The 22,293-nt window shown below is 39.0% G+C and carries 17 protein-coding genes; 1 reads left to right on the top strand and 16 read right to left on the bottom strand.

What is annotated here, in order from left to right:
* Positions 1-155: 155 nt before the first annotated feature.
* The 6 genes from MOQ65_RS04350 to MOQ65_RS04325 all read right to left on the bottom strand — a co-directional run bounded on the left by MOQ65_RS04350 (position 156) and on the right by MOQ65_RS04325 (position 6,496).
* Positions 156-1,376, bottom strand: coding sequence for a hypothetical protein (locus MOQ65_RS04350; protein WP_257846783.1), 1,221 nt, complete (start codon positions 1,374-1,376; stop codon positions 156-158).
* A 591-nt stretch (positions 1,377-1,967) separates the two neighbouring features.
* Positions 1,968-2,543, bottom strand: coding sequence for a TonB-dependent receptor (locus tag MOQ65_RS04345; protein ID WP_257846782.1), 576 nt, complete (start codon positions 2,541-2,543; stop codon positions 1,968-1,970).
* 528 nt (positions 2,544-3,071) lie between these two features.
* Entirely contained in the window at positions 3,072-3,641 is a 570-nt protein-coding gene (locus tag MOQ65_RS04340; protein WP_257846781.1) for a hypothetical protein, read from the bottom strand.
* A gap of 8 nt (positions 3,642-3,649) precedes the next feature.
* Positions 3,650-4,222, bottom strand: a complete 573-nt coding sequence (locus MOQ65_RS04335) for a hypothetical protein (RefSeq protein WP_257846780.1) — start codon at positions 4,220-4,222, stop codon at positions 3,650-3,652.
* A 35-nt stretch (positions 4,223-4,257) separates the two neighbouring features.
* Positions 4,258-5,514 (bottom strand): hypothetical protein, encoded by a 1,257-nt coding sequence (locus MOQ65_RS04330; RefSeq protein ID WP_257846779.1) that lies wholly within the window; start codon positions 5,512-5,514, stop codon positions 4,258-4,260.
* A gap of 625 nt (positions 5,515-6,139) precedes the next feature.
* Positions 6,140-6,496 carry a hypothetical protein gene (locus tag MOQ65_RS04325; RefSeq protein ID WP_257846778.1) on the bottom strand — a complete coding sequence of 119 codons (357 nt, stop codon included), beginning with the start codon at positions 6,494-6,496 and terminating at the stop codon, positions 6,140-6,142.
* 260 nt (positions 6,497-6,756) lie between these two features.
* Between MOQ65_RS04325 and MOQ65_RS04320 the strand changes: the two genes are divergently transcribed.
* Positions 6,757-8,172, top strand: coding sequence for a sodium:solute symporter family protein (locus MOQ65_RS04320; RefSeq protein WP_257846777.1), 1,416 nt, complete (start codon positions 6,757-6,759; stop codon positions 8,170-8,172).
* Positions 8,173-8,687: 515 nt separating this feature from the next.
* Here MOQ65_RS04320 and MOQ65_RS04315 read toward each other — a convergent pair.
* The 10 genes from MOQ65_RS04315 to MOQ65_RS04270 all read right to left on the bottom strand — a co-directional run bounded on the left by MOQ65_RS04315 (position 8,688) and on the right by MOQ65_RS04270 (position 22,206).
* Positions 8,688-9,245, bottom strand: a complete 558-nt coding sequence (locus MOQ65_RS04315; protein ID WP_257846776.1) for a hypothetical protein — start codon at positions 9,243-9,245, stop codon at positions 8,688-8,690.
* 5 nt (positions 9,246-9,250) lie between these two features.
* The gene (locus MOQ65_RS04310) at positions 9,251-9,817 is read right to left on the bottom strand and encodes a hypothetical protein (RefSeq protein WP_257846775.1); all 567 of its coding nucleotides are present in this window, start codon (positions 9,815-9,817) and stop codon (positions 9,251-9,253) included.
* An 85-nt stretch (positions 9,818-9,902) separates the two neighbouring features.
* On the bottom strand, positions 9,903-11,129 hold the full coding sequence (locus MOQ65_RS04305; protein WP_257846774.1) for a hypothetical protein: 1,227 nt from the start codon (positions 11,127-11,129) through the stop codon (positions 9,903-9,905).
* 137 nt (positions 11,130-11,266) lie between these two features.
* Entirely contained in the window at positions 11,267-12,454 is a 1,188-nt protein-coding gene (locus tag MOQ65_RS04300; RefSeq protein ID WP_257846773.1) for a YadA-like family protein, read from the bottom strand.
* Positions 12,454-14,190, bottom strand: a complete 1,737-nt coding sequence (locus MOQ65_RS04295; RefSeq protein WP_257846772.1) for a YadA-like family protein — start codon at positions 14,188-14,190, stop codon at positions 12,454-12,456. The genes MOQ65_RS04300 and MOQ65_RS04295 overlap by 1 nt, the downstream gene beginning before the upstream one ends.
* Before the next feature lie 368 nt (positions 14,191-14,558).
* A complete protein-coding gene (locus MOQ65_RS04290; RefSeq protein WP_257846771.1) occupies positions 14,559-16,853 on the bottom strand; it encodes a hypothetical protein in 2,295 nt (764 codons plus the stop codon).
* Positions 16,854-17,159: 306 nt separating this feature from the next.
* Positions 17,160-18,206 carry a hypothetical protein gene (locus MOQ65_RS04285; RefSeq protein WP_257846770.1) on the bottom strand — a complete coding sequence of 349 codons (1,047 nt, stop codon included), beginning with the start codon at positions 18,204-18,206 and terminating at the stop codon, positions 17,160-17,162.
* 612 nt (positions 18,207-18,818) lie between these two features.
* Positions 18,819-19,427 (bottom strand): hypothetical protein, encoded by a 609-nt coding sequence (locus MOQ65_RS04280; RefSeq protein ID WP_257846769.1) that lies wholly within the window; start codon positions 19,425-19,427, stop codon positions 18,819-18,821.
* Positions 19,428-19,902: 475 nt separating this feature from the next.
* On the bottom strand, positions 19,903-20,808 hold the full coding sequence (locus MOQ65_RS04275) for a sigma-70 family RNA polymerase sigma factor (protein ID WP_257846768.1): 906 nt from the start codon (positions 20,806-20,808) through the stop codon (positions 19,903-19,905).
* Positions 20,809-21,141: 333 nt separating this feature from the next.
* On the bottom strand, positions 21,142-22,206 hold the full coding sequence (locus tag MOQ65_RS04270) for an ATP-binding protein (RefSeq protein ID WP_257846767.1): 1,065 nt from the start codon (positions 22,204-22,206) through the stop codon (positions 21,142-21,144).
* Between the last annotated feature and the right edge of the window lie 87 nt (positions 22,207-22,293).

The raw sequence follows: 22,293 nt of genomic DNA, 5'->3' as shown, positions 1-22,293 counted from the left end.
TATTATAGAGTAGCTGAGTAAAGGTCTCTACAAAGTTAATCCATAGATAGACAAGATACGCCTTAAGCAAAAGTACTAATATAGTTTTGATATATTTGAGTTTACTCATTAGTTCACCCCTATCAAAATATACAAACTAAATATACACAACTATATTACATTTTTTCTTGACTTTGAATGCGGATTACCTTATTTCTCAATGTTTCAATATTTGCAAAGTCAGAATATTCTACTGTATTACGCAGCTGAATATGAGAATATGGCACTGCTCCGTCAGTATAAACTAAACTCATAATATATATATTCTTGTCATCCCGTAAGAATCGATGCATTAAAGATTTTTTACCCGGTTGATAGTTATCTACTAAAAGACTAGGCACGCCATTATTCCAAACAGATGCTGCCTGAATAGGTGCATCACCTATAATTTGACTTTCTGGCTTTACCTCCGAAATTTCGTTAATAAAGGAGTAAATATATTTATCATCTACCTTTACAGATTTCTTGGCCACAACAAGTCGCATACCTAATCCACGATAGTCCCTTATTTCGGCAGAGTCCTTTAATGACTTCTGTGCTGTTAGTTTAAGTCCTTTAGGAATGCGATACAGGAGATTATCCCAGTTGATACTTTCACTATACTGATCCATATCATCTAAAGAGTGAATCGACGGAATTACATAATTACTCATAACACGCTCAAGCTTGTCGGTAACGGGCTGATTTTTGTAGCTAAGCCCTATCATATATTCTTGATTTGGCTGATTATCTAAACCAACTACGGCAACCATAGCAGGCGTATTTTCGCCAAAAGACTCTGTTTCAATAGCCCATTTACCATGCGGGATACCGGGATATATAAACTCCCCTTTTCGGTCCGTTTTTAGTTTGCCTAATGCATCATCATAATTCTGTTTCGTACCGATGGCAAAAAACACAGAATGTTCTCTTACAATAGATAAACGCTCACCATCACTGCGTTTGGGGTAATATTTACTTGCTAATAGTAGTCCAGGGACAGATGCTCGGATGTTATTACGATCATCATGCAACAACACAACTGCAGACTCATTAACTAACAAATCCATCACCTTCTCAGAATCTCTTGCTATCTGATTGACTTCATCTTGTGTTAGTTCCCAGTCAGTTCTATACATTTCCATACGCTTATCAGATTCAGAATGTAATTTTATAACATCACTAGCCCCCACATTACTCAAGCTACCCGCCCGATAATTCTCATACGCATTGGCAGGAATACTCGCATCAGCACCTGGCATAGGCGGCTGTCCGGCTGGGACTTCGATCTGTACAGCACTTACATTCATGGTGAAAGCAGTAGCTAGTGCCATCATAATTATACTTTTACGTAACATAAAACCCTCTTTTTTTCTCTCACATTACAACAAAATAAGCACAACCTTATTAGCATAAGTATACTATGCAAACAAGACTGTGCCTATTATTAATAATTTTATATTTTAGTATGTATAAGTTTTGTGTATATATTTAGTATTGATAAGGTTTATCTCAATTTGACGATATATATCTTTATCCCTATAATATAAGTAGATAGTCAGACGAGTCGTACCGTCAGGCTCATCTCGGAAAACATAAAATTTTGAGAAATGGCCTTTTCGTTTTATACTAATCTCCAGGTTAGTGGAAATGAAGGGCTATTTGTCTTTTGTAAGACAAATAAGCGCTATTAATGCCCCAAAGGCAATAACGACAGTTATTACCTGTAATAAGAGCATGATTAATTCATAATCACTCATAGGCTTATCCCTCCCTTCAAAACGAAGAGAGGCCCAACCTCGTCTAACTATCCTAAGTCTATTATAGAACGAACTAATATACGACACAATAAGTATTATATTATATAAATATACGAATAAACTAATAAAAGCTGAGCTAATTCTATAACTAAATAGCTCAGCTTTTTTGTGCCTGTTATTCCAATATAATCATCTATAAATCAAAATTCTACTGACTTTATCGCCTTTTTGTTCAAATTGTATTCCGTGCATAATATCAGTCCGATAGCGATATTTCCCATAAAACCATCGATTGTTAGAGTCCACTAAATCAGGTCTACCATATACATTAAGAACTTTTCGCATGGAATCGCCTACGGCAATACCTCTATGTGTAACGGCATCACGATTCTCAATCATCATATATGTAACGATTGGCCCTACGCCATCCATTTTTAAATTTCCAAATGTAACACCACCATAAGTAATTCCTCTACTCGTCTCTTTAGTTGGTTGACCTAGACTAGCTTTCACGCTATCAAATGTATTGCCTAAAGAAACTCCAAGAATCATCATATCCTCTTCTGGCAAGGTATCCCCTACAATTTGTCCACCCACATAATGAGTGTATTGCTCAGCTTTTGGCCAATCATAAGACTGTTTCGCTGCATTTGTTTCAAGACGGTCCCAAGTTTTGCTCAGCCAACTTGCATCTGTCACATAATTATAGCTACTTACCAATTGCAGACCTATAACAAGCCCCATAATTATAAGTTTCCTTTTCATAGCCTCTCTCCTAAACATTCTTGTAAACAACTCAAACTAGTAATTTTATATAATATTATCTAAAAGCTGATGACATATCATGCTAATGATTGCCAATAGCACTGGTCCTATAATAATACAAGCTAGCATTATAATCGTGCCGTATATGAGCAAACATAACTTTATAAAAAACTCTATGCTATAAAAGATAAGCACCCCTACGTGGGATTGCTCTTTCAAAGAAACGAACCAATCTTTTACTCCATAATAAACCTTAGGCGTATCAAATGCAGGGTATAGCTTTTTACACCACAAAATGAGCCACGGCAAAATCCAAATATTTCCAAAGGTAAATATCAATACTGAAAGATAATGCCCTAATGGGTATGCTTCTAATACATATCGATCGTACAGTAATGTATAAATCCACCAAATAGAGGATCCCCAAATAAGTAAAAGCACAAACTTTAACAGAAACAAAAAAATAAGTTTAATCATCAATCTAAGTCTATCCTCGATTCTGACCATTCTAATACTATCAATAATTTATTATGTCTCATCGTCATAAGCTATGCCATATGCTTTTTTATACATCAAATTAGGCAATTTATATTTTTCATCACCAAAATCAGCAGGTAGAATCATGGCTTTTAGATTTTCTGCATAGATTCGTTGTTGGCGATTCTGCCCATTATTGTAATAGGTACCACCATCATTAACAGTTCCAGTGATTCCTGAGTTTCCTTGTTTTGCACGCCAAATAGAGATATATGGCGTCTTATCACCTTGTTTTAAACTTTTATCATGATCATTAATCAAATGGCGCAAAGAACGAGCCATTTGGTAATCGTATTGTACTGAAAGTCCTTGAATCATATTAGTAGCAGGCATAGAAACATAGATGACCGCTTCGATACGACGATGACCATTCGGTGCCGTTACAGGCTTAACAGATGAAAGGTCCAAATATTTTCCATCCCCTCGTCCAGAGTCAGCACTCGAATCGATGTGCTCAAATCGCTCTGCGTTTAATAAGTCAGCCTGTGATATGGCTTGACCTTTCATAGGCAATACGAGGCAGGCTAATAACCATAGTGAAAGTAAATATATGCGTTTCATCGTCCACCTCACTGCACCGCAATATCGTCAAAATGCTGCTGATACACGGACATAAACATAGCATCCGCTATATCATACATAATAGTGTTATTACGATTAAGTGGGAACTTACGCGTATCATTCACATAATGCATTGGCTTCGTCGCCCCATCAAAGGTATACTTCGCCACATCCACCTCTGTCATAGCTAAACCAGACTTACTTTCACTAGCCTCAATCAAAGCCATCATAGATGGACTTGGGTTCATTATACGAGACGAATAAATAAGAGTCGCTAACGAAAAGTTAGTATCATAATCCACCGTGAGCTGTCTCTCATCGATAGTAGATTGATAAGACGTATCCATCACAACATAGTAGGTACCACGCAAGGAATACTGTGGCGGTGCATAGCGAAGAGCTTCAATAGAATAGGTGTTTAAATAGATATACAAGCCACCACTCTCCATAGAACCATTCATCGATCGAGTATGAACTAACTTAAACTGTGGTGATGTTTTCAACTCTTGATAGGTAATTGCCTCTGTAGGCATGGTGAAAGCCAGCAATACAAGGACTAGCATTAAAATACGTTGAACCATAAAAACCTCTCTCAAACTAAATAGTCAAATACAGCTTATTTACTTAACAGCTTAACCCATTCCATATACCATGGAATAAAGATGGAACTATTTTCAAGACTCTCCTTATATGCCCCTTCTTCCCGCCATTGTGGCTCTTTTCGTAACTTTGCCGCATCATCAAAGCCTACGTATTCAATCATATCTCTTAGCTGCTTATGCGTATACGATATTTTACTTTTATCATAATTAATACGATAACTGTAATAGTATACAGAATCTTTCACAACATGACGAAGATAGGATTCACGATTGGGCTTATAGGCATCAACTAATGAACCAGGAATTCCGTTATTCCACACTACGGCGTACTGTGTAGGTGTATCCAAATCATTATATTTATGTAAATAATATATTATTGGAACCTTAATCAGCGTGTTATCTGTCTCTTTGCTCATAATTGCGCTACGTATTACCCGTATTTTAACCCCTGTATCCTCATAAGTTCTCACCTCATGTCTCTCATTTTCTACGGCTTCACTGACTAACTTAGCCGTCTTAGGAATGCGATAGTGAAAGTTCCCCCAATGCTCAATCTGACTGTAATTATCTAATCCAGATAAGGATTCTATGGATGGAATAATATAATTACTCATCACCACTTCAGGTGCTTGATCTTGATATGGATCTTCTGTATTAACCCATCCCCCATAAGTAACTCCATACGTTGTCTTTGTATCATCCGGAGTGAATTCCGTATACATTATACGAGAATTGTTTGACATGAACTTCCAAGATGCATTCCTCAACCCTGGATAATTATATTTTCCTTCACCTTCAGCATATTTACTAAGCTCTTTACCATGAGGTGGTCCTACTACTAAAAACGAACTGAGACTACGAACGGCAAATAATGGCCCTTTTCCAGGCTCAGTTTCTATCACATCACCACGGAAGCTAACATTTGGTACGGATAATCTGATATTTTTATCCCCTTCATGAATCAATACCACTGTAGACTGCGAATAATCTGCAAGCTCCAAAGCCTTAGAAAAACCAGGATGTTCCAGATTTAGCTTATCAAGCTTAGATGGCGGATTTTTAGGATTCGATTTTGCAAACTGACTATATGACTCTGCCTCTTGCTCCGCAACTTTATTAATATGCCGATAATTCTCATACGCATTAGCAGGAATACTCGCATCGGCCCCAGGCACAGGTGGCTGTCCTTTTGGCACTTCGATCTGCACAGCACTTACATTCATGGTGAAAGCAGCCGCTAATGCCATCATGATTATACTTTTACGTAACATAAAACCCTCTCTTCTTTTCTTCTCTCACATTACAACAAAATAAGCACAACCTTATTAGCATAAGTATACTATGCAAATAAGACTGTGCCTATTATTAATAATTTTATAATTTAGTATATATGAGTTACTTCTAATTGATATTTATAAGATTGATATTTATAAGGTTTATCTCCATTTGACGATATATATCTTTATCCCTATAATATAAGAAGATAGTCAGACGAGTAGTGACGTCAGGCTCATCTCTAAATCAGTAAAAAATTAGGAAATGGCCTTTCTGTTTACTTAGCTACCATGCGGTAACGGAGGGCTATTTGCTTTTTGTAAGGCAAATAAGGGCTATTAAGGCTCCGAAAGCAATGACAATAGCCAGTACTTGTAAGAGGAGCATGATTATTTCATAATCACTCATAGACTTATCCCTCCCTTCAAAAACGAAGAGAGGCCCAACCTCGTCTAACTATCCTAATTCTATTATAGAACGAACTAATATACGATACAATAAGGAACGAATAATAGAGATATACAGATAAATGCATAGAAAAAAGTCCGTTAATAACGGACTTTTTTAGTTCCTAAAAATATAATTCCTATTTATACAAACTTGCTATAACTAGCAAAACAATTACCATCTTTTTTCACTTTCATCGAAATGAGAGCCATATGCATAAAAATAAACATATTCCGCCACATAGTATCGATCTGAAGTAAATTTTATATCCACAAAACGATTATCATCTTTTGAAAGCGGTCCTTTAGTAACTAACTTACCATTATAGTCAAAAACCCCTGCACCTTGAACATTAATCTTAACTCCTGAATTACGGTGTTTACGAACATGAATCAATGCCAACCAATCTTCAGATAGAATATTAGGATATAAAGCCTTTATCTCACGCTGATAAGATAAAAAATTATAATTTTTATCATAAGCAAAAATTGCTCTTACACTAAATATTTGCCCATTCTTTTTAAGTCTCATAAGAAGATCTTCAATACAAAGAACTTCATTAGTTTTACCAAACTATAAGAACGTATTAATAACAATGAATAAAAATCGCTAATACTTTTAAACAAACCAAAAATGTTAATATTATACCTTTCTCCATCATTCACATAAACTCCTCTTTGTATTTTCTCCAATTTTTATGGATAATTAAACTATACTTGATATATGCACCGCAAGTAGTAAGGGTAATTTAGTATGTGTCTCTAACTAGTTTGTAGTTTAGGAGGTGGCATATGGACTCTTTAACAATTATATGGGTTATTGTTTGTGCCTATTTATTACTGAATTTATTGGTCGGCGTGTATTGTCATATTCGTGTAAAAGATAGTACTGATTATCTACTCGCAGGTCGTCGTATTGGGGTTCTTATGACGGCAGGCACATTAGCAGCTACGGAGATCGGTGGCGGGAGTACCGTTGGTGTAGCCGCAAAAGCGTATGGTTCTTGGGGTTTATCTGCAGGTTGGTACGTAGTCTCTGCAGGGATTGGGGTTATTCTCGTTGCTTTCATCGCACCGCTTTTACGTCGTGCGATGGCAACAACAGTGCCAGAGATCATCGGTCGTCGCTTCGGTGGCTCTAGCCATTTAATTACGTCCATTCTGTCCATGCTAGCAACGATTACATTAGCCGGTGTGCAGATTACTGCAACAGCAACCATTATTAGCGTTCTTACAGGACTTTCAACAGAGCTAGCTATCCTCATCTGCGGCGCGGTACTCGTAATTTACACCATGTCCGGCGGCATGTGGAGCGTAACGATGACGGACGTTATCCATTTCTTCGTTCTTGTTGGGGGCTTCTCCCTCGCTGTGCCGTTCGTATTACACAACGTAGGCGGATGGGAAACAGTAGTAGCAAAATTACCACCTGAGCAGCTCGGCTTCACTAAGGTTGGTTGGAAAACCATCATCGGCCTTATTATCATGTACTTCATGACCTTCTCCACCGGCCAAGAGTCCGTACAACGATACTTCGCTGCAAAGGACGAAAAAACAGCCGTTCTCGGTTCCATCATTTGTGGTATTGTCATGGCTCTATTTGCCTTCGTTCCTGCCGTATTGGGCCTCGTAGCATTGGCTGAGTTCCCGAACATCGAAGCGAATAATGCTGTGGCAACGGTTGCCCTTAACCTCATGCCTCCAGTAATGGCAGGCTTCGTTATGGCCGCTGTCGTATCGGCGACGCTTTCATCAGGCGCAGGCGACCTATTAGGCGCCGCTACTGTATTTACCAAGGATATTGTAGAACATCATTTTGATAAAAGCCTCACTGATGCTCAGCTCACTAGATATAGCCGTCTATGCGTGCTATTCCTCGGCATTATCGCCATCGTCATTTCTCTTGTAAGCAAAGCCATCATTCCGATGCTCGTATTTGCTTTCACCATGAGATCTGCGGGCCCATTCGCTGCCTTCCTACTAGGCCTCACCTGGAAAAATGCAACAGCTGGCGCTGGCATTTGGTCCATCGTGCTCGGCTCTATCGCAGGCGTGTACTGGGAATTCGTGGGCAATCCATATGGCATTATGTCTATCATCTTTGGTTCCATCGTCTGCCTCATCGTCTTTGTGGCTGTCGTATGCATTGAAAGGGCCATGGGTAAACCACCGGCTCCACCAGCTATACCTGATGATTTAAAAGAATAATATAAAAGAACGTTCTAAAAGAGTTCTCTAAGAAAAAACTCCTATCGGTTAAACCAATAGGAGTTTTTCTTATATTACAAGACCTCAACACATTACGTATTATACACATATTCATCACAATTTGACGATATATCATAACCTTACTATAATATAAGTAGATAGTCAGACGAGTCGTAACGTCAGGCTCATCTCTAAAAACAAAGAATCTTGAGAAATGGCCTTTCAGTTATCGAATCATCTAAGATAACGAAGGGCTATTTGTCTTTTCCAAGACAAATAAGCGCTATTAATGCCCCAAAGGCAATAACGACAGTTATTACCTGTAATAAGAGCATGATTATTTCATAATCACTCATAGGCTTATCCCTCCCTTCGATGACGAAGAGAGGCCCAACCTCGTCTAACTATCCTAGTCTTATTATATGACGAACTAATATACGATACAATAAGAAACGAATAATAGAGATATACAGATAAATACAAACTCCTATCGACTAAATCAATAGGAGTTTTTCTTATTTTACAACGATATCATCGAATTGCGCTCCATATACACGTTCATACAGACGGTTTGCCAAGAGGTATCCTGCAAAACCAAAGTCTACAGGGGCCGTTGCCATTCGTCTGTCTCGCGCTTCGCTTTGTGTATCATACCGGTTCCCATCTATATGATATTCTTTGAAATCAACAACACTAGATGTGATACCTGAGTTCTTTTGTTTAAGCAGCCATAGGTCTTTATAGGATCCTAATTGATGGGACTCTAGCTTCTTGATAAGACTAGCAAAGGACTGCTTTGTATCAAAGGTATACAGAACCTGCTTTTCCTGAATCACATCACCAGCAGGCATGAGTACATACTGTGTGAGGGCAATTTGCTTGGTTCCATTCGGCCCGTTAGAGGCCTTGATGGAATCCTTATCTATATAGGTGCCATCACCGTTTCCGCTTTCACCAAAGCCATGAAGCATTTCAAATCGGCTCGTATTTTGTAATTCCTGCATGGACATGCTGTGTGCGGGCACCACACAAGACAGCGCCAACGCCATTGCTATATATAGTACTTTCATCATGGGCCTCATTTCACCACCACATCTTCAAAATGCATACGGTACGCTTCATAGAATAACGTATCTGCTATATCATAACGAGTCGTATTAGGCGCCGTGCGCACAATAGCACGAGTCGAGGCTTTCACCTGTATCGGTAGCGACTGCCCATCAAAGGAGAATTTTCCCAATAGTTCCTCTGTGCCCGTCATACCAGTTTTCGTCTGTGCCGCATCAATAACCATCGTCAACGAATTACCTGCTTGTTTCGCACGGTATACCTGACTTGCTAAGGATTGACGCGTATCATAGGACACAGTCCAGGCATCACTAAAAATGATATGTTTCCGCGGCGACTGATACACATTGTACACAGTAGCCTTGATCTTATACATAGGCGGCACGTACTCTAGCACCTCAATAGAGCTCGTATCTAAATACCACGTAGTATGCTCATTAGCATTGGGAACATCAGGCGTTACCTCAGCAACTACCTTAAACTGCGGTGATGACTTGAACTCCTGTATTGAAATCGCTTGGCTAGGCATGGTGAAAGCTAGCGCCAGTGCCATCATCACTAAGAATCGTTTTAACATACATCTCTCCTAGAACCTCATAAACTATGATGTAAACTATATTTATTATACCGTAAAGACCGCACCCCAAGGTACGGTCTTTTTCTTATTTCTTTAGCTTCTTTTCTATCTTGCTTCTTAACTGGTTAGCGTTTTTAAAGTCTAAGTATTCCATCATATTACGTAACTTTAGATGATTGTATTTAGTTTTACCATCTTTATACGACAATACCATAACATAGGAGTATTCATTATCTTGTATCAAATGGAGTATACGTGATAGCTTACCAGGATTATATTGATCCATGATATAGGTAGGAACACCATTATTCAACACCATCGCAGATTGGATTGGTACATTTTGTAACAATAATTTAGAGGATCTATAGATAAGATCTTTAAAAACACGTTTAGGATATGCAACCATTGGATGATCTTTTATCTGTATAGGACCTCTTGTTACAACCAGCCGCATGTCTGGCCCTACATATACACGACCTTCTGCATGTGGCCCCTCTTTCATTTCTGATTGTAACTGCATACCCTTAGGCAAGCGATATGTTACATTCCCCCATGTAACAGCATCACTTGTACCATCTACATCATCTATTGGCTGTAGTGATGGTATTACAAAATTAGCCATTGTACTCTCTACCTTAGTAGTAATTGGGTGATTTATATGGCCAAGCGCTGCCACATAATTGTGGTTTGGTTGTTTATCAAACGTAACAGCAGCCAACATTAAAGGCGTATTCTCACCATAATATTTATCTGTTATACTCCAATACCCTTTCGTAATACCAGGATAATTAAACGCACCCTTTTGTTTAGCCGATTTATAGGCTACATCATCTACAAAGCTTTCACTAAAACTAACAAGCCCAGTAATAGCACTGTTTTCACCGGCAAAAGAAGCTATCCCATCCTTCTTATGAGATTCCTTATAAAAACTTCCAGTAACACCAATAGGCACGGTCATTTTAGCCCGATGCTCACCTTCGTGTAGCAAGATAACCGTAGATTCATGAGAAGATATATCCATAGATTTATCATGTGCTTTTTTCCAACGTTCTGCGTCTTCTACATTCCTTTTATTCTCTTGAACCTGCTTATCTAACATTTCATATATGTGCTTGCGCGCTAAAATAATTGCACTCGCATTAGCATTCAGAGCTTCACCATAACGATAGTTCTGATACGCATTATCTGGAATCCTAGAATCGGCCCCTGGTACAGGCGGCTGCCCTTCAGGAACAGTGTACTGCGCCGCATCAATAGGCATGGTGAAAGCTACTGCCACAGCCAAACTCAACAATGTACTTTTTAGTTTCATACAACACCTCTCAAACAATAATAGGCACGTTCTCTCATTAGTATAAGTATACTATATCCTCGAGAACGTGCCTATGTATGGTCCAAGCGTAAAGCTTAGCTATTATATAACTTATGTGACTATTATAAATACTACAATTACTGTAATTTTTTCAACGCTGCTTTAATTTCGTTAACTTCAGCTCGTAGTTCTTCGTTGTCTGCACGCAGTGATGCGTTGTCAGCTTGTAGGTCTTTGATTTGTTTTGCCATTTCAAAGCGGCTTGTTTTAAGTGTCGGATCTTGTTCGCCCACTTTGAAAGAAGCACCGATGTTAAACATGCTTTCACCACCAACGGTAACGCCAGCGTGAACCATGGAGTTTTCGTTCGGCTGATAGGACGCACCAATAGCACCAGCCGTGGAGTGTTTATAGTGGCCCAAGCTAGTGGCAAAGGACCATTTATCGTTTGGATTATAGTCCAAATAATGAAGCCCCGCCAATGCCGCAGAGGCAGCGCCCACCTTGGACACCTGACGATCCGTATAGGACTTGGCGTTATTAAGCACCTTGTCACCAATGTTAACCGTATTATTTTCGAGCGTAGAAATGCGATTCGTATTATTGTCCACCTGCGTTTTCACTTCGTGCAACTGACTACCGTTAATGACCTCCGTAGAGGTTTTAGAAACCTCGCCCTTAGACACATTTACGATTTTATTATTCCCATTATCTAGGCCTTTGTTAGTGAGAGACACCGTTTTCTCATTATCATGGTCCCCATCGGTAGTCGTGATGGTCACCCCATTATATCCATAATTCGTATTGTATTCAGTGCTATTCTCATTATCATAGTGCACAATCTTTGTGCCATCTGTACTAAGCTCAGACTTATCACCACTTTGAATATTGGTCATGGTAAAAGTTTTAGGCTCCATCTGTGCCATATATTTATTATCTTTTCGATCGAGGATAGCCAAGCCATAGTCCTTCACCCAGACAAGCTCATGCGTGCCATTATACATATCAAAGTGACCAGCTCCAATATGAGCATGACGATCATCAGGATGGCCCGCATTTGCTTCTACCGTATCACTAATAGATATACCATCAGATTCAATGCGAGTACCATGGTTAATATCCCCACCAGTACCTATAAACGTGCCCTGATATGTAGGATAATTCGTCGCAGAAATCTCATAATTCGTAGAACCATCTGCATTCGTACTCGTATGGACCATCAAATTTTCACTATTTGTAGAAACCGTAGAATCCGCATGAACCATTACACCATTCATACTCAACACAGACACAACACCGGCTAGCAATAACAACTTTGTATTCATTACAAATCCCTTCTTCCTGTGTTTACAGTTGCTTCTTGCAATGTTTTCAACGCTGCTTTAATTTCATCTACTTCAGTCCGTAATGATGCATTGTCAGATTGTAAATCTTTAATTTGTTTAGCCATTTCAAAGCGACTCATTTTAAGTGTTGGATCTTGATAGCCTACTTTCACATTGGCCCCTAAGCTCACCATATTACGATTATCCCCAAGGGTGGTAGCAATGTTGAACATCGTGTGTTCATTAGGTTGGTAAAAGGCACCTAGCGCAGTTGCCTGCGCATTTTTATAATTACCAAAACCAACACCAAAGCTCCACTTATCGTTTGGATTATAGTCTAGTGGATGTAGTCCTGCTAGTGCCGCCGCGCCAGCCCCTACTTTGGCAACTTGTCCATCCGTATATGATCTAGCTTGATTAATAACATTAGAATCAATATTAGTAATCTTCCGTTCCACATCTTTCAACTGTGCCACATTCACCGCATCCGTATCATCAACGCCTTTAGCCACATTATGGATTTGTTGGTCCCCTGCGGTAATGTACTCAGAGGAAAACTCGATTCGCTTGCCATCCTTTGTTTCACTAAAAAAGCCACTCGGACCAAAGGTACTCGTATTACCATTAATACTATTTTTGAAAATCAAAAACGTACTATCTAGAGAAGACGTACTATGCTCCGCATTAAACTGAACACTCTGTGCGGTTAAGGAGGAGCCTAATTTAGCTCGACGATTATCAAATCGTACTTCGTTACTATTAATTTCAGATGTATTTGCATCCGCTGCAGGCACACTATAAGGGTACTCATGTTCAGCAAACTGGGCGGAATTTAAGTTCTCCAAATCTGAATTCAAAGAAACATAATAATTATCTTTTAACGTGTTGAACTCTCGATATTTGTCTACCGTAATATTAAAACTGCTATTAACCGTAGGAATCTTAGAGGTTACATAATTATCGGCCATCTTAAGCTTGTACTTAGTCGAGCCATCTGGGTTCTTACCTTCCGTCACAATAATATCATAGGTATAATCTTCCGCAGCCACCGTCGAATGACGCATCGCCTCTTTGGCTACGCTATACAATTGAGCCCCATTTACAGCATCCATAGAGGTTTCAGTCATAGCACCTGGCTCTACGCCTTTCACCTGTCTGCCACCAAAAGAAACCAAGCTATAGGAATCTCGTTTAGCATCAGAATGTAAGAACTTAAACATATTATTAGGATCTACCTTACCAGGTCTACCAATAGCACGAACATGATTACCAATCGCAATATTACCTGCATCTGCCTCTGAATTAGAACCGATGACGATACCATTACTTTTAGCAGTCGAAGTATTGCCAATAATTGTAATCGGCTGAAGTGCATATTCGGATATAGCGCTATTATAGCGGCCAATAACAATGGATGAATCACCTTCTACTACATTATGATCGCCTGCTACAAAGTTACCCGTACCACTCGATTGTCTATGTCTCGGACCTGTAGCTGTATTATTCGTGCCTATAATAACCTGATTATCATCCCCCGTATTATCACGACCAACGGCAATAGTGCCAAGTTTAGCGGTATTATTAGAACCTACGGCAATCCCCCAAATATCCGTAGTATTCATATTACCTACCGCTACATTAGCGGATGTATTAGCCACAACGGTATTATCTGTCCCTAAATCTACATTATTATACATATCCGCCATCACTGTTGGCATACTAATTGTCCCTAACATACTACCTATTAATAAAGCTTTAAACACCTTCATAATACTCTCTCTCGCCCCTTATATACAATTCACACTTGTATTTATAAATCTGCTGAAAATCATCTATATTAATTCATATTTATTATAAATAGTGAAAGCCGGCCAGTCAACGAAAACTTCATTTTAAATTCATTTTATAATTCAGAAAGAAAAAGACCGTACCTCAGTACGATCTTTTTTATTCAAAGCATATATTTAGTTGTTATAAATAGACAAGGTAATGTTTTTATCACCACAGAATAAAAATAAACTTATAATACACAATACTTATAAGTCTGACGTATGTTTATGTCGATAATTGATTTTCATTATTTATTCATTTTCTGTACAATAACCTATTTGTATAGATACATCATATGAACATCGAAATACGCTTTATACTCATCGATAGTGGAGAATGTCCCTTTATTTTCTTGTATAACAGACTCAAAATCAGGCTTCGTCACAGCTACTATAGGTTGGATATTAGTTGCTGTAAGTTTTGTTTCAGTTATTGATGACTGAGTTCCGTTCCAGAGACGGTTACATTTACTTTCATAGTAAGCCCAACTAGCTTGTGTATAGACATGTGTAACATAGGCTTTATCATAGTACTCTTGCGCTGAATCTAGATGACCAAGGGCTTCGTCGATTTGAGCCATCGTATAGAAAGCAAAAGTGGACCAACTATAATCACTTGGTACAGGCTCACGCCAATGTCTTGACCTCTCAAAGCTAGTGTGTAAATCCTGCTTGATTCGTTCTGCCACCTCTCTATCTCCCATGTACATAGCGAGCACCACCATATACTTAGCACATAAGCGTTCTGCGTAATAGTCTTGAAAATTTCGTTTACCATACATAGACCATAATCGGAGCAATTCATTCCATAGATTTCGGTCTAATTGATCTAGGTAGAAACGATGAATTGATTTCAAAAGAACTAAGAAATATACAATATCATTACTATTGAGTTTAGTTTCTATGTCTAGCAAGTTGTGTATTTGCCCATATGCCTTAAAAGGCATCTTGAAATACGGATGATCAATAGACTGAATATGCTGATCAAAGCTTTCACAATCACCTATTTCAATATCATGATGCAATAATAAGTACTGCAAGCATTCAAGATTAAAGACATTGTCCTGACAGCTTACATCACAAATATAGTTATTGAAATACGGCTCATGAACCAACGGCGTTTGTTCCTGCGCGGCAATAAGTTCTTCCAATAGATTCCGATAGGCATTATTTCCTGTGAAAGCATGACCTAACATGCGATACCATTTAGATAGGCGAGATACCCGCTGCACATACTCAGCCTGCCAAGAGTCAGGAGATTCGATAGCTACCTCACCGATAGCTGCATCCAAAGCATCGACGATAGAAACTAGTACTTCATAATTCTGGTATCGTCGAACAGCCTCATAACAAACATCTAGAAGGCAATATATACGTTCTAATACCGTTAACTGAGCACCTTTATGAGACAATAAATCTACACCGATATTCTCAGCATTAGTTATATCATCAGGACAATCATCATCCTCTTTAACGCCTATGTGTATAAGCATGTTCTTTGCATGGCTAGTATAAGGCACCAAGAAATCAAAATACGCTCTAGCTTTATCAAAACCAGGATATAAATCAACGCGTAGCTTTTCTTGAGATAGTTCTCTAACAAGATCATCCGCCAAAGGACTCAGTATACGATGCCTTACGTAACCAAGTACACCTTCATTTCCTTCCTCCCAATAGTCTATCCCCTCACTGAATCTATCATATAGATTATATATATAATCATGTAACAAGCAATCAGTCCAATCGTTGCTTTCATCATATACAGAAATGATGGCATCATTGGTCAAATTCCTATAAAATCGATGAACAGGTTCACAAACTTTGCGGAAAAATGGATCTTTGGACAATGTATCTAGCTGTTCAGATTCTGTCTGACCATGCATGGCCTGTACCATATAAGCTCCTAATGCATCAGCAATCAGCATAAACTCAGACCGGTTCGATTCATCCATAGAATATGTATTATCTAAGGCTTGAACTGCAATCAACTCAGGTAAATAATATCTATCAACGCGATTTATTGCTTGATGAATGGTATAACACCGCAAAGGAGTGGTAATACGCTGTGCTCCTGCTGCCATTCCAAAAATGCCGCTCCTACCATATAAAGACTCTATTAAATATCCCACCATATGGTCAGATAAGAAAAGAAGCCCATTTGTATCCCCATAATTGCGTTGGAATAGTAAATCCCGTCCACGCTCACTCTTGTACAAGGCATGGACTTTGTAACTCCCTCTTCTCTTGGTTGAAAGTAGCTCCTCACCTTTATAGGTACCATCTAGCATAAACTCAGGCAAAGCCTTTACGAACTCATCTCGTAATTCGTTATACGGTTTACCATGTTCTGCACAAAGAGCCGACACAAAGAAGCGAATTCGTTCATGCTCTAACTCAATCTCAGGACCATTATCTGTAATATCATCGCCCTCTTCAAAAGGCAAAATATCTTCCGTACTATACTCCAAAGCATTTATGAACGTAATCTCTTCCTTGCCCTCTACAAGAGGGAATAACGATGGTCGAATTTCATCGAATATGCCTGTCGTCGTAATTGTTACATTATACATACAACATCCTTTTACTATAAAACTATGTATACACTAAGAACGATACGTAATCTATAGCTATTGTAACATTAAAACTCGCTAGTAATATAGGAACTATAATATAGGCATATAATAAGGGCTTTATCCCATCCATTGGGGTAAAGCCCTTATTTATTCGTGTATTAAATTATCAATTATCCAAAATAGATTAAATTGTAATCCAAGCTTATTACTGACTAATCTAATAGCAATCTAGGTCATCAATGCCTATTTAACATAAATTAGTGAATAATCCAGATTGCAATTGTACTTGTAATGAAAGAATAATTAATCACTTAACTGCCCCAGCACTATCGCCCCGCCCATTCTAGTAAACATATTAGGTCGGTGATAGTGAAAATCCGTATCTAATTGTATTTCTAGGATTTTTTTATATGACTCGGTAAATATTGCTTCATAAGACGCTCTAGAGAATGCTCCACAGCTTTGCAATATGCTCATATCACGTCGTAATTTATAGAGGTTACCTTCTGGAGTTACGTATAGTAGTGGTTTTCTCTCCCTATCATCAACCAACAACTGTAATATGTCCAGTACTAGCTTTAACTTACAATGACGTACGTAAAGAACGTAATATAATCCGCTATCATTCGTGGAAAAGGAATGATGAACCTTGTCATAGGGCACATCAAGAAAAGCGAGATACTGCTGCATTGTACGCCCTTCCACCTGATGATTGATGGCTGGAACGAAGAGAATATGATCTGCTCCTAAATGATTAGACATCTGACCAAAGACCTCTAGATTGCTACGATCACACTGAGGCGCACGAATTAAGCGATAGTCCTCATCAATAGAGGTGCATTGATACAAACTAGCCTTAATCCTAGAATTGTTTACAATCATTTGACCATATAGATCAATATACTCTGCCAGCCATGGCCCAAGTTTCTGATGCCCTACAATTCTAGAATCCTCACAATTCCAGATTTTAGCTTTCCCCTTTAAAGAAACAAACAAGACCTGTCGAACACCATGTTTCTGCACATACCACGCTGCTACCTCTTGCAAGTCCTCTAATCTATCAGGACTCCAACAAATAAGCTCCATATTAAAAGCTTCATCACCGATTAGACCATGAATACGATGACGATTCCAATTACGACCTGTCGTATAAGAATAAGGCAAGCCTACCACCGCTTGATTGTTAGCATCTAAGCAACATATCTTTTGACTATGAATAGATACATGATTAGTTCTCTCCTCCGCATCAGCCTCTTGCTTTACGCACTGACTAGGCACAACTATCATGATATGCTTGCCTATATACGACTGAACAACACTATTAAGCTGAGATCTAACTAAGACGTCCATACATGCCACCTCACTTAACAACAAACTAGGGTAAATGATAACTCTGCACCTATACTATAACAATAGAAATGAGGAAAATATTACACATAAAAAGAGCTCTACCTTAAAATACTAAGATAGAACTCTTATAGGCCCCGTAGGGGATTACTTAATTTAACCTAACAGTCAATAACGTCCAATCAAGCGGACAAATGAGTGTTAAGTTCCGTCCCCATCAGGGGATTATTTTTTTTAACCCTGTCTTTGAAACCGTAGATATTTACTGGTTCTAAAATGCAAAAAACGGCGGAGATCGTAAATAGACCTCTAAAGGCGCTTTAACAAGCTAAAATAATACCGTTTAACCGCACCACCATCACAACGGCGCAGATTTAGTTTTTCAAGGGTTAAATCTAGGTCTATTATAGCACAGCATCAATAGAAATGAAAAATATATGAAAACAGAGCTATCTCATAACAAGATAGCTCTGTATAAGAGTGAAAAGCTTTTAAGTTTATTTATGATCACCTATTTTTATATCTCCCGTATGTTGTTCTCCCTATAGCGCTCCTCCTTTGTCTCTCCCCTATTACGTCTTCTCCCCCTACTTATTCTTCTCTCCCCCTAGCGTCTTATCTCGTTAGGTCTCTCCAGGCGATAAATAGTTCGGCCACGACTTGTGGGTTTTGGCTGAGTTTGATGCGGGCTAGCATTTTGCGCACGTAGTTGCAGTGTTCTAGCATGGCTTCGTTCAGTTTGTGTTTAACGTGACGCGGGGATTGGTACACCAGAATCGGTGCAAAGTTCCCTACATGAATATAGCTCGTATCGGGTTCCGGACCTTCCGTGACGATATATTCATAAGGTATAGCCACGTTAAAGAGGCCGTACACAACGTCTTTGCCGATAGGGCGCCGACATTTGATATGGGCAAAGGTCAGATGCGGACCATAGGTCTTAGGCGATGTATAGCTACTACGCCGACCGTCGCTGGTCATAATATAATTGGGCCTCAACCCTTCCTGTACCGCCAGTTCCCGCGTAATGGTGCGCATCGGCAGACAGACCAGTTCTTCACGGCCATCTACGAAATAGCACTTCGTACTGTCACCACCACCAGGCTCATAAGTAGGAATAAAACAAACAATGTGGTTCTTTGGATTCGTATAGATCAAATCCAAATCCTCTCCCTTAGATAGCCGAGCGGCCATCATATCTGTTAATTCATCATGTGTTATCATAGGAATTCTCTCCACTTTAATTAGGAACATTCCTTTCAACAATACAATGAACACGTGTTCTGTGAAAGCAGATTCGCATGCTTTAATCTGCTGTTGATTTAATTGTATATCAGTCTGTATAATTTGTAAATATATACACAAAACTATAGAAATTTATGTAAAATTAAAGACTTTAAGATCTTGTAAAACTAATGATTACTTATATGTGTCAATATTTTCTCATTTAAATTGAGAATTGCATATTTTATGTATATCTGTTAATCGAGATTAATGTAATTATACAAAAACCAGAATATAAATAAGAAATTAAATTATATTAACACATATTATTTAATACGAACTAGACTCTAATAGACTAATATTCATATGTTTACACTACATATTCTAATCGATTCAGAGTTCTAAGAATCTCATATGTATATAACTCTAATACGTGTATATCTCTAATGAATGTATAGCCCTATTGCATTCATACTTAATGTACTCGTAGTTTCTTAAAATCTGTCGTCAAGTATCTACGCAGCTTCCGCAGAGCTCGTTCATGGCGCCGTTGGATAGCTTGGCGACTACAGTTCAATTCTTCGCTAACGGATACAAGACTTTTACAATCACCGTACACGCGGCGCAATAGGTCTTGTTGATCTGGAGATAATCTACCGAGAGCCCATACAAGGCGAGCCCGCAGGCGTTGTTCCTCATCGGCCGTCATGATCATATCTACTATATTTTCTCCAGATGAGAAGATATCCATGCCAACAGCTACCTCGCCATCATCGGTGATGCGATCTGGTATATGAATCTCACGATGATTACGTAATCGTTCTCGTTTCCAATACCGCATATAACCATATCTAATGCCAGCTTTCACAAAGCCAGGGAACGGTACAGCCCCTTTCAGATCAAAGCTATAAATCGATTCCAAGAGTATGGCCCATAGATAGCTCTCTAGGTCTTCCCTAAACTCGCGGTTCCCGGTCCGATTCGTATAGTGCAAGATGAGTGGTCGATACCTGCGACAAATCTCTATTTGTGCCGCATCATGGCGCAGCTCATCAACAGACCACGGCTGATATCCAACGGTCTGAATTCGCATGTTCGGATTTTGACAAATCGATACAAGGCTTTTATCCGATAAGGATGTTAATACCTGATGCCCACAAATGAGGGTCTGTAATTTCAACTCCTCTGGCACCTTGTACTTTAGTGCCTTAGAAAGTACTTCGTTAGAAGTTTTTTTCGCAGATGATAGCTCCTCAGATTGTGCTTTTTTAGATTGTCCTTTTTCAGATACTGATTTTCTAGTAACTAATTTCTCCGATTGTAAGCTTGCAGTTTTAATACAGGTTCGTTGTACTAACGGTTCTTCGTTTGTGTATAACATAAATCCCCTTTCCTGCCATGGCATAGCGCTTATCTACACAATAACGCGGAACGAGGATTTTGACAAATTGGCAATTCCTTAGAATTCCCACATATTCGGTTACAAGCTAGCATTAATTTCTATCCATTAAAAGACATAACTATACACCTAGATAGGTAATTGCTGAAAATAATAAAAAGAGACACCACAGAGGAATATAGTGTCTCTTTTAGAGGAATTAGTACTACCATTGGGTAATAGTACGTAAGTTACGATTACGGATATACACGTTAGGCGTAACGTATTCTGATGTTACAAGTAACTGTACAGGTAATCGTATTTTAAATTGTCTGATTACATAGCAATACAGGAGGCTTCCACAAAGTCTTTGAGTTGTGGTTTTACGTAGGTTTGGTACACGTCTGCACCATTGCCACGAACGATGTCGCCCCAGTATTTATACACATAGCGGTACCAGAAATGGAACATGCTATTTGTAAAGTGGTAGTCAGCGTATTTCGCTGGTCCACGGCTATTCGCTTGGATACGACCTACGAGGCCCATGGCCATCAAGTCGTTTAAGCGAGATGTAAAGGTGCCACTTTTAATTTGGCTAGCTTGCAACAACTCCACATAGTATGGTCTCTCTAGTGTAGCAAGGCCAGATAGGATCGCATTAGCACCGGTTATATTTTTCATATCTCGATGTAAGATATGCTGCGTTTCTTCAAAGAGTGCGCCCGATACGGAGAAGAACAAATTAATGATATTCGTATCGATGCTTTCACCATTATCAAAGTACTGCACATAAGCAGGCAAACCACCTGTTACGGCGAATACGGTACGCAAGTCATCCTTAGCATAGTGAAGGCCCAAGGATTTCATATCCACCAAGGAGAACGGTTTCACCTCAAAATATTCCGACACATAGGGACCGATTAGACTGCGATCGCCAATGATGCGACCATCGAGCTGTTCTAAACCATTGGCCATCAAAATGATGTTCAACTGGCTCGTTTCTTTATAGGTATCTAACAAATCACGCAAGTGTATGGGGAACTGAGGTACAGCCTCCACCAAGGAAGGGTAATCATCAATCACCACAGTCTGAGGCGTTTTCACACTGCTTTCAAATAGACCCTCAAAAGCCTCTTGCAAGCTAGTGATCGGTTCGAATTTGTCCTGCTCATCGGTAGGAACAAAACGTGCCTCAAGAGCTCGATTCATATCGGCTACATGGATTGCTTCATTAGCCATGCGACCTGCCAAGTATAACGCCTTATGACGTCGTACAAGCTGGGAAGCCACATAGGATTTGCCACTGCGATGCGGACCGTACACAACACACAAACTCATTTGATTCATCGCAATACGGGACTGGATACTCTCAATAATTTCAGCACGTCCCACAAAATTCATATACTCTCACCTCCAACATTCTATGGAGATTATTATATCATAAATTTAAAACAAATATAAACTTATTTTCATATTATTAACATGACT

It is taken from the genome of Veillonella faecalis, from assembly GCF_024677885.1.
GTDB classification, from domain to species: domain Bacteria; phylum Bacillota; class Negativicutes; order Veillonellales; family Veillonellaceae; genus Veillonella; species Veillonella nakazawae.
The sequence above is the reverse complement of the archived record's forward strand: the minus strand, read 5'-3'. Positions and strand labels throughout refer to the sequence as shown.